The following is a 13498-nucleotide window of genomic DNA, read 5'->3' as shown; positions in this document are numbered from 1 at the left end:
CGCAGGCGCATCAGCATCGGCCTCATCGCCATGACCTTCGTCCTGTCGATCTTCGCCGGCCGGCTGATCCAGATGCAGGGCCTCGAGTCCAAGGTGTACGAGGCCGCGGCCACCAAGCAGCGCCTGCACGTCGAGGAGATCCCCGCCAAGCGCGGCTCCATCACCGACGTCAACGGGCACGAACTCGCCCACACCGTCGAGGCGCGCGACATCTCCATCGACCCCACCAAGATCAAGCCAGCGGACAGGCAGGCCGTCGCCTCGCTGCTCGCCGGCCACCTCGGCAGGCCCGTGGAGGACATCGCCGCGAAGCTCGCCAGGACCGACACCCGCTACCAGCTGCTCGCCAGAGGCATCGCCCCGGCCGCGGCCGACCGGCTGCTCAAGGAGCCGGTGCCGTCGCTCAAGAAACCGGTGCCGTCGCTCAACGCGACCAGCACCTTCCGCCGCGTCTACCCCGGCGGCGACCTGGCGGGCAGCCTGATCGGCTTCATCGGCGACGACAAGGACGGCCTGACCGGCATCGAGCAGGTGAAGAACACCGTGCTGGCCGGCCGCGACGGCAAGCTGCAGATCGAGACGGGCCGCGACCGGCAGCGCATCCCGATGACCGGCAGCCAGCGCACGCCCCCGGTCGACGGCAGCGACGTGCGCCTGACGATCGACCGCGACATCCAGTGGGCGGCCCAGCGGGCGATCGCCGACCAGGTCCAGGCCGTCAACGCCGACAGCGGCACCGTCATCGTCATGGACGTGCGCACCGCCGACGTCATCGCCATGGCCAACGCCCCCGAGCTGGACCTGGCGAAATGGCGCGAGGCCCCGGCGGCCCACTACCTGAACCGGGCCGCGGCCGACGTGTTCGAGCCCGGCAGCACCAACAAGGTCATCACCGCGGCGGCGGCGATCGAGGCCGGCGTGGTCGAGCCCGAGACGGTCTTCCACGTCAAGGACCACGTCCAGTGCTACGACCGGGTGCTGCGCGACGCCCACCCCCACCCGCCGCAGGACATGACCTTCGCCGAGGCCATGGCCCAGTCCAGCAACGTCGCCACGGTCATGGCGGCGCGCAAGGTCGGCAGCAAGGGCCTGTACGACATGCTCAAGGCGTTCGGCTTCGGCTCCCGGCCGGGCAAGGACATGCCGGGCGCCGAGGCGGGCCTGCTGCCGGACCACACCAAGTGGTCGGGCAGTCAGAGCTGCACGATCGCCTACGGGCAGGGCGTGTCGGTGACGGCGCTCCAGATGGCCAGCGTCTACCAGACGATCGCCAACGGCGGCGTCAAGATCGAACCGAGGATCGTGGCGGGCAGCACCGCCCCCGACGGCACGTTCACGCCCGCCGGCCCCGGCAAGAAGACCAGGGTCATCAGCACGGCCACCGCCAAGGAGATCAGCGCCATGCTGGAGGAGGCGGTCGGCGAGCAGGGCACCGGCGAGCTGGCGGCCATCCCGGGCTACCGGGTGGCGGGCAAGACCGGCACCGCGAACCGCTACGATGCCGAACTCGGCCGCTACGACGGCTACACGGCCTCGTTCGTGGGGTTCACCCCCGCCGAAGCGCCCCGCCTGGTGGTGCTGTCGGTGCTGCAGAACCCGAAGAAGGGCCACTACGGCGGGCAGCTCGCGGCCCCGGTGTTCAAGGATGTGATGACGTTCGCTCTCAAGAGCAGGAAGATTCCGCCTACAGGCTCTGCCGCGTCCCCCGCGCCGACGCGCGCGGAGCAGTGAGCGGGAACGGTACGCTGCCGCAGTGCGTCCCCCGTCGTCCATGCGTCCGACGAACAGTCCGCCGCGCCCGCTGACCGCGCTGGCGACCATGCTCGATGCCGAGCCCGGCACCGCGCGGTCGCCGCATGCCGCGCTGACCGGCGTCACCCACGACTCCCGCCAGGTGCGGCGCGGAGATCTCTACGTCGCGCTCCGCGGTGAGCGGGCGCACGGCGCCGACTTCGCCGCCCAGGCCATGGCGGCCGGCGCCGTGGCGATCCTGACCGACCTGGCCGGCCGTGAGGCCGCCGTCGCCACCGGCCTGCCGGTGCTCGTCGTGCCCGATCCGCGCGCGCTGCTCGGCCAGGTCGCCGCCTGGGTCTACGGCCGCCCGGCCCAGGCCATCACCGTGCTCGGCGTCACCGGCACCAGCGGCAAGTCCACGACCACGTTCCTGCTGGAGGCCGGGCTGCGCGCGGCCGGTCACACCACCGGCCTGGTGGGCGGCGTCGAGATCCACGCCGGCGACCTGAGGTTCGCGTCCAGGCTGACCACCCCGGAGGCGTCGGAGCTGCACGGCCTGTTCGCGCTCATGCGCGAGCGGGGCGTCACCGCCGCCGCGATGGAGGTCTCCAGCCACGCCCTCGCGCTCAACCGCGTCGACGGGATCTTCTACGACGTGGCGCTGTTCACCAACCTGTCGCAGGACCACCTCGACTTCCACCGCGACCTCGACGACTACTTCCACACCAAGGCCAGGCTCTTCCAGCCGGAGCTGAGCCGGGTCGGCGTGACCAACGTCGACGACCCGTTCGGGCGCGAGCTGCTGCGCCTGGCCAAGGTGCCGATGACCACGTTCTCCGCCGAGGGCGACCCGGACGCCGAGTGGCGGGCGCTCGACGCGCGGCTGGGCGCCGACGGCAGCGCCTTCCGGATCGTCGGCCCCGGCGGCGTCGAGGCCGACGCGCAGATCGCGCTGCCCGGCCCGTTCAACGTCGCCAACGCGCTCGGCGCCGTCGTCACCCTGGTCGAGGCGGGGGTGCCGCTGCAGGCCGCGGTCCACGGCATCGGCACCTGCGTCGGCGTGCCCGGCCGGATGGAGCGCGTGACCGGCGCCGGCGACGACTTCCAGGCCATCGTCGACTACTCGCACAAGCCCGGCGCGGTGGAGTCGGTGCTGCTGTCGCTGCGCGAGGTGACCGCGGGCCGGCTCACCGTCGTGCTCGGCTGCGGCGGCGACCGCGACACGGGCAAACGGCCGCTCATGGGCGAGGCCGCCGCGCGGCTGGCCGATGTGGCGGTTCTCACCAGCGACAATCCCCGCTCCGAGGATCCGCTGGCCATCCTGGCCGCGATGATGGAGGGAGCGCTGCGCGTGCCGCGCGAGGAGCGCGCTCATGTGATCATTGAGCCCGACCGCGCGTCCGCCATCGGCCTCGCGGTGAACCGCGCCTCGCGCGGTGACGTCATAGTCGTGGCGGGCAAGGGCCACGAGCAGGGCCAGTACGTTTCAGGCGAGGTGATCCCCTTCGACGACAGGGAGGTGGTCGCCGCAGCGATCGACGCACGTAAGGAAAGCAGGAAGCACGAATGATCCCGTTGCCTCTGGCCAGGATCGCCGAGATAACCTCGGGCGCGCTGTCGGGCATGGCCGACCCCCGGGCCGTGGTGCGCGGTCCCGTCGTGATCGACTCGCGGGCCGTGGAGCCTGGATCCCTCTTCGTCGCCTTCCGCGGCGCCCGCGTCGACGGCCATGACTACGCGGCCCAGGCCGTGCGGGCCGGCGCCGTCGCGGTGCTGGCCGGCCGCCCCGTGGAGGTGCCCGCCGTCGTCGTGCCCGACCCCGCGGTCGCCCTGGCGGAGCTGGCGACCGCACAGGCGGCCGCGCTGCCGGGGGCGACGGTGATCGGCGTCACCGGTTCCGCGGGCAAGACCACCACCAAGGACCTCCTCGCGCGGCTGACCGCCAGGATCGGCCCGACGATCGCCCCGGCCGGCAACCACAACAACGAGATCGGCCACCCGCTCACCGTGCTCAAGGCCGACCTCGACACCCGCTACCTGGTGCTGGAGCTGAGCGCCCGCCACATCGGCAACATCGCCGACCTGGCCCGCATCGCCCCGCCGACGATCGGCGTGGTGCTCAACGTCGGCACCGCCCACATCGGCGAGTTCGGCGGCAAGGAGGCCATCGCCAAGGCCAAGGGCGAGCTGGTCGAGGCGCTGCCGGCCACCGGGGTCGCGGTGCTCAACGCCGACGACCCGCTGGTCCTCGCCATGGCCGCGCGCACCGACGCGCGCGTCACCACGTTCGGGCGCGGCGAGCAGGCGGCCATCCGCGCCGAGGACGTCACCGCCGACGAGCGCGGGCGGGCCTCGTTCACGCTCCGCACCCCCTCCGGCGGGGCCCCCGTCACCCTCAAGCTGTACGGGGACCACGCGGTCGACAACGCGCTGGCCGCCGCCGCGGCGGGCTACGAGCTGGGCCTGCCCGTCGCCGCCATCGCCGAGGAGCTGTCGGCGGCCGAGCCGCGCAGCCGGTGGCGGATGGAGGTCACCGACCGCCCCGACGGCGTGACGATCGTCAACGACGCCTACAACGCCAACCCCGACTCGATGCGCGCCGCGTTCGAGACCCTCGGCGTGCTGGGCCGGGGCCGGCGGCGCTTCGCGGTCATCGCCTCGCTGCGCGAGCTGGGCGAGGACAGCGAAGCGATGAACACCGAGGTCGGCCGGCTCGCGGGCGCGAGCGGCCTGGCCGGGCTCGTCGTGGCCGGGCCGGACGCCGGCCCGATGCTCGAAGGCGCCCACGCCGGCGCCCAGGAGGCCCAGCGGGGCGGACCTCCCGGCGCGCCGCTGCCGCGCATCGCGCACGTGCCCGACGCCGAGGCGGCCGCCGCCGAGCTCGGCCCGTGGCTGCGGCCCGGCGACGTGGTGCTCGTCAAGGGCCCGCGCGCCATGGGGCTGGAGCGGACCGCCGAGCTGCTGCTGGGAGGCACGAGCCGGTGACCAACATCATCATCGCCGGCGCCGTCGGGCTCATCCTGTCGATGCTCGGCACCCCCCTGGCCATCCGGCTGTTCTCCAGGCGCGGCTACGGCCAGGAGATCCGCGAGGAGGGCCCGTCCGGCCACCACGGCAAGCGCGGCACCCCCACCATGGGCGGCACCGTCATCGTGCTCGCCTCGCTGCTCGCCTACGGCGCCTCCCACCTGGCCACGCTGGAGCCGGTCACCGCCTCCGGCCTGCTGGTGCTGTTCCTGATGACCGGGCTGGGCGCGGTCGGCTTCCTCGACGACTTCATCAAGATCTACAAGCAGCGCAGCCTGGGCCTGCGCAGCGGCGCCAAGGCGCTCGGCCAGCTCATCGTGGGTGCGATCTTCGCCGTGCTGGTCACCCAGCAGCCGAACATCTACCAGATCACCCCGGCCGACACCCGGCTGTCCTTCCTGCGCGACTTCGGCCCGTCGATCGGCATCGTGGGGTTCACCGTCTGGGTCCTCATCATGATCGTCGGGTTCTCCAACGCGGTGAACCTCACCGACGGCCTCGACGGCCTGGCCAGCGGCGCGACCGGCGTGGTGCTCGCCGCCTACGTGCTCATCGGCAACTGGCAGCTCCGCAACAACTGCATCGACCAGCTCGGCCCCAACTGCTACTGGGTGCGCGACCCGCTCGACCTGGCCGTGGTGGCCGCCGCGGTGCTCGGCGCGCTCATCGGCTTCCTGTGGTGGAACGCCCCGCCCGCCAAGATCTTCATGGGCGACACCGGCTCGCTGGCCCTCGGCGGCGTGCTGGCCGGCCTGGCCATCGCCACCCGGACCCAGCTCCTGCTCATCCTCCTGGCCGGGCTGTGCGTGGTCATCACGATGTCGGTGATCATCCAGGTGGGCTTCTTCAAGATGACCGGCAAACGGGTGTTCAGGATGGCGCCGCTGCAGCACCACTTCGAGCTCAAGGGCTGGGCCGAGACCACGATCGTGGTCCGCTTCTGGCTGATCGCCGCCCTGTGCGCGGCGCTCGGACTCGGCCTGTTCTACGTCGAGTGGATGCCCAAGTGACGAGCCTGACCTGCGTGGCCGGGCTCGGGGTGTCCGGCACCGCCGTGGCCAGGGCGCTGGCCGCGCGGGGCGAGCGCGTCGTGGTCGTGGAGTCCGGCGAGGGCGAACGCCGGTTGGCCGCGGCCGCCGAGCTGTCCGGCCGCGGCGTGGAGGTCCGGCTCGGCCCCCTGTCGCTGCCGGAGGGCACCACCCGGCTGGTCACCACCGGCTGGGCGCCGCACCACCCGCTGATCGCCGCCGCGCTCGCGGCGGGCGTCGAGGTGGTCGGCGAGGTGGAGCTCGCCTGGCGGCTGCGGCCCGCCGAGCCCGCCCCGTGGCTGGCGCTCACCGGCACCAACGGCAAGACCACCGCGGTGCGCATGCTCACCTCCATGCTGACCGCCGCCGGCCACAAGGCCGCCGCCGTCGGCAACGTGGGCGTGCCCGTCGTCGAGGCCGTGCGCGAGCCGTACGACGTGCTCGCGGTGGAGCTGTCCAGCTTCCAGCTGCACTGGTCGGCCACGCTCGCCCCGCGCGCCGCCGCCGTGCTCAACGTCGCGCCCGACCATCTGGACTGGCACGGCTCGATGGAGGCGTACGCCCAGGCCAAGGGGCGCGTGTTCGAGCGGGCCTGCACCGTCGTGCACAACGCCGACGACCCCGAGTCCACCCGGCTGGCCCGGCCCTATCCGGGCGCGGTGGGCTTCACCCTGCGCGCCCCCGGGCCCGGCCAGGTCGGCCTGGTCGAGGACCTGCTCGTCGACCGCGCCTTCGTCCCCGACCCCGCGACGGCGGCCGAGGAGCTCGCCACGCTCGCCGACGTGCGCCCGCTCGCGCCGCACAACGTCGCCAACGCGCTGGCCGCCGCCGCGCTGGCCCGCGCGTTCGGCGTGCCGCCCGAGGCGGTACGGCAGGGGTTGCGCGACTTCACCCCCGACCCGCACCGGCTGGCGCACGTCGCCGAGGTCGCCGGGGTCACCTACGTGGACGACTCCAAGGCCACCAACCCGCACGCCGCCGCCGCGGCGCTGGCGTCCTACCCGTCGATCGTGTGGGTGGCCGGCGGTCAGCTCAAGGGCGCCGACGTCACCGAACTGGTGGAACGGGCCGCGCCGCGGCTGCGCGGGGCGGTGCTGCTGGGCGCCGACCGGGCCAGGATCGCCGAAGCTCTCGCGCGACACGCGCCGAATGTCCCCGTCGTGGACATCGAAGGTCAGGACACTGGTGTGATGGACCGTGTCGTCACCGAAGCCTCCCGGCTCGCCTCTCCCGGGGACACCGTGCTGCTCTCCCCGGCGGGCGCGTCGCTGGACATGTTCCCCAACTACCCGGCCCGAGGGGAGGCCTTCGCGCGAGCCGTACGCGCCCTGGAGGCGGACACGTGAGCACCGCCACCGGGGAGCGCGGGGAGCGCGGGCAGCACGTCCCGCCGGCCGCGACGCAGGACCCTTCGAGCTGGGCCCGCGAGCGGTTCACGGCGCTCAAGGAGCTCCTGGACAAGCCGCTGGCCACCTACTACCTGATCCTCGGGTGCAGCCTGCTGCTGCTCGCGCTCGGGCTGATGATGGTGCTGTCCGCCTCCAGCATCGAGGCGATGCAGGTGACGGGCAGCCCGTTCTCGTGGTTCATCAAGCAGTCGTTCTCGGCGGCGCTGGGACTGCCGATCATGTGGATCTTCACCCAGCTGCCGTACCGGTTCTTCCGCTGGATGGGCTATCCGCTGATGGCGTTGTCGATCCTGGCGCTGGTCCTGGTGCTGTTCATCGGCTCGTCCGAGCTGGGCGCGCAGCGGTGGATCTACTTCGGCCCGTTCACCGTGCAGCCGTCCGAGCCCGCCAAGCTCGGGCTCGCGGTGTGGGGGGCCGACCTGCTGGCGCGGCGGGTGCGCAAGGGCCGCATCGAGTGGCGGCAGCTGCTGATCCCGCTGCTGCCGGGCGTCGCGATCCTGGCCATCCTGGTCATGCTGGGCAGCGACCTGGGCACCACGCTCGTACTGTTCATGATCTTCCTGGCGCTGCTGTGGGTGGTGGGGGCGCCGATCAAGCTGTTCGGCGGCATCCTGTCGCTCGCCGTGCTGGCCGCCGTCATCATGATCACGGTCGAGCCCTACCGGATGGCCCGCGTCGGCGCCTTCCTCGATCCATGGGCCGACGCGCAGGGCGACGGCTACCAGGCCGTGCAGGGGCAGATCGCGATGGGTTCCGGCGGCTGGCTCGGGCTCGGGCTGGGCAGCAGCCGGCAGAAGTGGGACTGGCTGCCGCACGGCGAGAGCGACTTCATCTTCGCCATCCTCGGCGAGGAGCTCGGGCTGATGGGCACGCTGCTGGTGGTCGCGCTGTTCGGCCTGCTCGGCTACGCGGGGCTGCGGGTGGCGTCCCGGGTCAACGACGCGTTCGTCCGGCTGGTCTCCGCGGCGGTCGTCGCCTGGATCGTCGGCCAGGCCATCGTCAACATGGGCGCCGTGCTCGGCGTCCTGCCGATCACCGGCATCCCGCTGCCGCTGGTCTCCTACGGCGGCTCCGCGCTGCTGCCCACGCTCGCCGCGCTGGGCATGCTGCTGTCGTTCGCCAAACGGGAGCCCGGGGCGCGGGAGGCTCTGGCCGCGCGTGGCCCCGGACCGGCCGCCCGGGCCCTAAGCTGGCTTGGCCTGGGGGGTATGACCACAGGCCGAGGAAGACGTTAGGGAGTGACCGACATGAGGGTGGTCCTCGCCGGTGGTGGCACGGCCGGACACATCGAGCCGGCGCTCGCCCTTGCCGACGCGCTGCGCCGCCTCGACGCCGGCGTCGGCGTCACCTTCGTGGGCACCGAACGCGGCCTGGAGACCCGGCTGGTCCCGGCCCGGGGCTACGAGCTGGACCTGGTGCCCGCCGTGCCGCTGCCCAGGGCCCTGACCCCGCAGCTGCTGACCGTCCCGGGCCGCCTCGCCGGGGCGGTCAACGCGGTCGCCGCCGTCCTCGACCGGGTGCGGGCCGACGTCCTGGTCGGCTTCGGCGGCTACGTCGCCACCCCCGCCTACCTCGCCGCCAAGCGGCGCGGCCTGCCCATCGTGGTGCACGAGGCCAACCCCAGGCCGGGCCTGGCCAACCGGCTCGGCGCCAAGCTCACCGACCACGTCTTCACCGGCTTCCCCGACGCCGCGATCCCCAGGGCCGAGTTCATCGGCACCCCGCTGCGCCGCGAGATCGTCGAGCTCGACCGGCTGTCCATGGGCGACAAGGCCCGTTCCTGGTTCGGCCTGCAGACCGACCGGCCGACGCTGCTGGTGTTCGGCGGTTCCCAGGGCGCCCGGTCGATCAACGAGGCCGCGCTGGCTGCCGCGCCCGCCCTGCGCGCCGCGGGGGTGCAGGTGCTGCACGTGGTCGGCGCCAAGAACACCGTCGAGCACGAGCCGCCCCCCGGTGACCCCCAGTACGTCCTGCTGTCGTACCTCGACCGGATGGACGTCGCCTACGCCGCCGCCGACGTGGCGCTGTGCCGCGGCGGCGCGCTCACCTGCGCCGAGCTGACCGCCGTCGGCCTGCCCGCCGCGTACGTGCCGCTCCCGCACGGGAACGGCGAGCAGCGGATGAACGCCGAGCGCGTCACGGCGGGCGGGGGCGGCATGCTGGTGGACGACGCGGAGCTGTCATCTGATTGGATCATTGATCACGTTCTGCCTCTCCTCCACGACCCCGAACGGGTGGCCGTCATGTCTGAGGCCGCCTCGGCGCTGGGGACGAAGGACGCGGACATCACGCTAGCCAGGAAAGTGTTGGAGATAGTCCGATGAGTCTCGTCAAGCTGGTCGATCCCGTCGCCGCCGAACATCTGGGCAGGGTCCACTTCATCGGCATCGGCGGGGCGGGCATGTCCGGCATCGCGCGCATCCTTCTCAAGCGCGGGGTGAGGGTGTCCGGGAGCGACGCCCGCAGCAGCGATCTGGTCACCGAGCTGCGCGAGCTGGGCGCCACCGTCCACATCGGCCATGCCGCCTCCCACATCAAGGAGGTCGACACCGTGGTCGTGTCGACCGCGATCCGCGACTCCAACCCGGAGCTGGGCGAGGCGCTCAAGCAGCGGCTGCGGGTCATCCCGCGGGCCGCCGCGCTCGCGTCCGTGATGTCCGGCCGCACCGGCGTGGCGATCGCGGGCACCCACGGCAAGACCACCACGACCTCGATGCTCACCGTCGCCCTGCAGAAGTGCGGCGCCGATCCCTCCTACTGCGTGGGCGGCCAGCTCGTCACCACCGGGCTGGGCGCCGACGAGGGCTCCGGGCGGGTGTTCGTGGCCGAGGCCGACGAGAGCGACGGCTCCTTCCTCATGCTGGCCCCGGAGATCGCCGTGGTCACCAACGTGGAGGCCGACCACCTCGACAACTACGGCGACCCGCGGGCCGTGCACGACAGCTTCGCCCGGTTCGTGGACCGGGTGGGCGAGCTTCTCATCACCTGCGCCGACGACCCGGGCGCGGCCGAGGTGGCCGAGGTGGCGCGCGCCCGGGGCAAGCGGGTGGTCACGTACGGCGCCGAGGGCGACTACCGGGTCACCGGGGTCAGGCCCGACGGGTTCGGCACGGTCTTCACGGTCGAGGGGCCGGGCGCGAGCAAGGGCGAGGTCCGCCTGGCCGTTCCCGGGGCCCACAACGCGCTCAACGCCACCGCGGTGATCGCCGTGGCCGACGAGCTGGGGCTGCCGTTCGAGGAGATCAGGGACGGGCTGGCGGCCTTCACCGGGGCCAAGCGGCGCTTCGAGGCCAAGGGGGAGGCCGGCGGGGTCGTGGTGTTCGACAGCTACGCCCACCATCCGACCGAGCTGGCCGCCGACCTGCGGGCGGCGCGCGACGTGGTCGCCTCCTACTCCGGCGACGGCCGGGTCATCGCGATCTTCCAGCCGCACCTCTACTCGCGCACCCGGTTCTTCGCCGACGAGTTCGGCGCGGCGCTGGGGCTGGCCGACGAGGCGATCGTGCTGGACGTGTACGGGGCCCGCGAGGACCCCGAGCCCGGCGTGTCCGGGGCCATGGTGGCGGGCCGGGTGCCGCTGCCCGCCGAGCGCGTGGCGTACGTGCCCGACCGGGCGGCGGTGCCCGATCTCGTCGCGGGCCGGGCCAGGCCGGGCGACCTGGTGCTCACCATGGGCGCGGGGGACGTGACCGACCTGGGGCCGCGGATCGTCGCCGCGCTGTCCCGCTGAGCCACGGGAGTGCGGTGACCGCTCGCAAGATCTTCCTGGTGCTGCTGGCCGCCGGCGTCGTGGGCACGGCGGCGTGGCTGGTGTTCTCGTCGCCGGTGCTCGGTGTCCGAAATGTGGAGATCGTGGGAAATGTCACACTGACCCCCGACGCGATCAGGAAGGCCGCGGCCGTGCCGGAACTGCACCCCCTGGCCACCGTCGACCTGGGCCAGGTCGAGGGCCGGGTGCGCGGCATCCGCCAGGTCGCCTCCGCCAAGGTCGACCGCGTCTGGCCCGCCACGCTGCGGATCGAGGTCGTCGAGCGGGAGCCGGTCGCGCAGATCCAGGCCGGCGGCAAGGTCGCCGTGATCGACGGCACCGGGGCGGTCATCGAGGTGCGCGACGTGGCGCCGCCCATGCTGCCGGTGCTGGAGGTGGCCAGACCGGCCGCCGGCGACCCGGCCACCATGGCGGCGCTCGGCGTGGTCCGCGACCTGCCCTCCAGCCTGGCCGGCCGGGTCCGCAGGGTCAGCGCCACGACGGGAGAGGACGTCACGCTGGGCCTGTCCGACGGCCGCACGGTCATCTGGGGCGGCCTCGACCGTCCCGAGGCCAAGGCGCGCATCCTGCAGGGCCTCCTGAAGCGCGAGGCCGAGGTGTACGACGTGAGCTCTCCCGACGTGGTGACCCTCAAGTGATCCATTTCCGGATAAGACCCCGCGAAGTATCGCGCGTACCCGGGAAAGAGGGCGACTTCCCGTCCGGCGCGTCGCCGAGCCTGTGCCGGGCAGGCCGCCCGGCGTGAGAGCCTGTAGATCGGATAGTGCGGCAAGGAGCGTTCCACCAGGCAAGACGGTGGAGCGAATCGGACAGCCCGCGACACGCCGGACGCGCTTGCGGCGCGGTTAGTTGACCCGCCCGGAGCGTAACTCCTACTGTCCGTATCAATCCTCAGGTTGACATAAATCTAAATCTCAACTTGAGGTCGAGAGTTACCCGAACTGACAAGACGCGGAGACAATCCGCACCGAAATGGCAAGTCAACGAGCGGAAAGGCCCCTCGTCGTGGCAGCACCGCAGAACTACCTCGCGGTCATCAAGGTCGTCGGCATCGGCGGCGGCGGAGTCAACGCCGTCAACCGGATGATCGAGGAGGGACTCAAGGGCGTCGAGTTCATCGCGATAAACACCGACGCCCAGGCGCTGCTGATGAGTGACGCCGACGTCAAACTGGACGTGGGCCGCGAGCTCACGCGCGGACTCGGCGCGGGGGCCAACCCCGACGTCGGCCGCAAGGCCGCCGAAGACCACCGCGAGGAGATCGAGGAGGTCCTCAAGGGGGCCGACATGGTCTTCGTCACGGCAGGGGAAGGCGGCGGCACCGGCACGGGCGGCGCGCCCGTCGTGGCCAACATCGCCCGCTCGCTGGGCGCCCTCACCATCGGCGTGGTCACCCGGCCGTTCAGCTTCGAGGGCCGCCGCCGGGCCATGCAGGCCGAGGCCGGCATCGAGACCCTGCGCGACGAGGTCGACACCCTCATCGTGATCCCCAACGACCGGCTGCTGTCGATCTCCGACCGGCAGGTCAGCGTTCTCGACGCCTTCAAGGCCGCCGACCAGGTGCTGCTCTCCGGTGTGCAGGGCATCACCGACCTGATCACCACGCCCGGTCTGATCAACCTCGACTTCGCCGACGTGAAGTCCGTCATGTCCGGCGCCGGCTCGGCGCTCATGGGCATCGGCCACGCGCGCGGCGACGACCGCTCGGTGGCGGCCGCCGAGATGGCGGTCTCCAGCCCGCTGCTGGAGGCCAGCATCGACGGCGCCCACGGCGTGCTGCTGTCGATCGCGGGTGGCTCCGACCTCGGCCTGTTCGAGATCAACGAGGCGGCGCAGCTCGTGTCCATGGCGGCCGCGCCCGACGCCAACATCATCTTCGGCACGGTCATCGACGACGCGCTGGGCGACGAGGTGCGGGTCACCGTGATCGCCGCCGGCTTCGACGACGTGCCGCAGAACGACAAGCAGCCGCTGCGCCCGCAGACCCGTCCCGCCGCCTCCAGCGTGCCGCCGTCGGGACTGCGCTCCAGCGCGCCGACCCCGCCCAAGCCGGAGCCCGCGCGCCCGGAGCCGCGCGCCGACTTCCGCCACGAGGCCCGTACGGACTTCCGCCAGGAGCCGCGCGCCGACTTCCGCCAGGAGGCCCGTCCCGAGCCGCGCACCGACTTCCGGCCCGAGCCCCGAACGGAGCCGCGCCCGGAGGCGTCGCGCCCCGAGCCGAGCCCGGAGCCCCGGCCCGAGCCGGTCCGTCCCGTGGAGCCCGCCCAGGAGCCCGCGCCGGCCGCCGCCGCCTCCTCCGCCGACGGGACGCCCGCCGACGGGCCCACCGGCCCCGTGTCCATCCCGCGCCCCACCCCGGAGCCCACCAACCCGCCCACGCCCATCACCTCCCGCATGTCGGAGCCCGGCAAACGTCGTCCGGTGGTCTTCGAGGAGCAGGAGGAGGAGCTGGACGTCCCGGACTTCCTCAAGTAGGTCCCACCGGCAAGCAGGCCACACCCGACCGCCGCTCCCTCCGTCCACGCCCCCTG

10 protein-coding genes are annotated in these 13498 nt (G+C 72.8%); all 10 read left to right on the top strand.

What is annotated here, in order from left to right:
• A partial coding sequence (locus OUY22_RS31790; RefSeq protein ID WP_270158947.1) for a peptidoglycan D,D-transpeptidase FtsI family protein occupies positions 1-1731 on the top strand: 1731 nt, incomplete at its 5' end.
• Between the two features lie 40 nt (positions 1732-1771).
• Complete coding sequence (locus OUY22_RS31785; protein ID WP_270158946.1) at positions 1772-3304, top strand: UDP-N-acetylmuramoyl-L-alanyl-D-glutamate--2,6-diaminopimelate ligase; 1533 nt, start codon at positions 1772-1774, stop codon at positions 3302-3304.
• Positions 3301-4719 (top strand): UDP-N-acetylmuramoyl-tripeptide--D-alanyl-D-alanine ligase, encoded by a 1419-nt coding sequence (locus tag OUY22_RS31780; RefSeq protein WP_270158945.1) that lies wholly within the window; start codon positions 3301-3303, stop codon positions 4717-4719. Before OUY22_RS31785 ends, OUY22_RS31780 begins: the two co-directional genes overlap by 4 nt.
• A complete protein-coding gene (gene mraY, locus OUY22_RS31775) occupies positions 4716-5771 on the top strand; it encodes a phospho-N-acetylmuramoyl-pentapeptide-transferase (RefSeq protein ID WP_270158944.1) in 1056 nt (351 codons plus the stop codon). The genes OUY22_RS31780 and mraY overlap by 4 nt, the downstream gene beginning before the upstream one ends.
• Positions 5768-7135: a UDP-N-acetylmuramoyl-L-alanine--D-glutamate ligase gene (gene murD, locus OUY22_RS31770; protein ID WP_270158943.1), complete on the top strand. Its 1368-nt coding sequence runs from the start codon at positions 5768-5770 to the stop codon at positions 7133-7135. The genes mraY and murD overlap by 4 nt, the downstream gene beginning before the upstream one ends.
• Positions 7132-8433 carry a putative lipid II flippase FtsW gene (gene ftsW, locus OUY22_RS31765; protein ID WP_270158942.1) on the top strand — a complete coding sequence of 434 codons (1302 nt, stop codon included), beginning with the start codon at positions 7132-7134 and terminating at the stop codon, positions 8431-8433. The genes murD and ftsW overlap by 4 nt, the downstream gene beginning before the upstream one ends.
• Positions 8434-8445: 12 nt before the next feature.
• A complete protein-coding gene (gene murG, locus OUY22_RS31760) occupies positions 8446-9522 on the top strand; it encodes an undecaprenyldiphospho-muramoylpentapeptide beta-N-acetylglucosaminyltransferase (RefSeq protein WP_270158941.1) in 1077 nt (358 codons plus the stop codon).
• A complete protein-coding gene (gene murC, locus OUY22_RS31755) occupies positions 9519-10928 on the top strand; it encodes a UDP-N-acetylmuramate--L-alanine ligase (RefSeq protein WP_270158940.1) in 1410 nt (469 codons plus the stop codon). The genes murG and murC overlap by 4 nt, the downstream gene beginning before the upstream one ends.
• 14 nt (positions 10929-10942) lie before the next feature.
• A complete protein-coding gene (locus OUY22_RS31750) occupies positions 10943-11605 on the top strand; it encodes a cell division protein FtsQ/DivIB (protein WP_270158939.1) in 663 nt (220 codons plus the stop codon).
• 367 nt (positions 11606-11972) lie between these two features.
• On the top strand, positions 11973-13442 hold the full coding sequence (ftsZ, locus tag OUY22_RS31745; RefSeq protein WP_270158937.1) for a cell division protein FtsZ: 1470 nt from the start codon (positions 11973-11975) through the stop codon (positions 13440-13442).
• The last annotated feature ends 56 nt before the right edge of the window (positions 13443-13498 follow it).

This window comes from Nonomuraea corallina (assembly GCF_027620315.1).
GTDB classification, from domain to species: Bacteria; Actinomycetota; Actinomycetes; order Streptosporangiales; family Streptosporangiaceae; genus Nonomuraea; species Nonomuraea corallina.
Note: the sequence above shows the minus strand (reverse complement) of the source record. Positions and strands in the feature narration are given on the sequence as shown.

Bases quoted from the DNA above. Each gene is read 5' to 3' on its own strand.
- OUY22_RS31785 (WP_270158946.1), top strand. From the start codon at position 1,772: ATGCGTCCGACGAACAGTCCGCCGCGCCCGCTGACCGCGCTGGCGACC.
- OUY22_RS31780 (WP_270158945.1), top strand. From the start codon at position 3,301: ATGATCCCGTTGCCTCTGGCCAGGATCGCCGAGATAACCTCGGGCGCG.
- murG (WP_270158941.1), top strand. From the start codon at position 8,446: ATGAGGGTGGTCCTCGCCGGTGGTGGCACGGCCGGACACATCGAGCCG.
- murC (WP_270158940.1), top strand. From the start codon at position 9,519: ATGAGTCTCGTCAAGCTGGTCGATCCCGTCGCCGCCGAACATCTGGGC.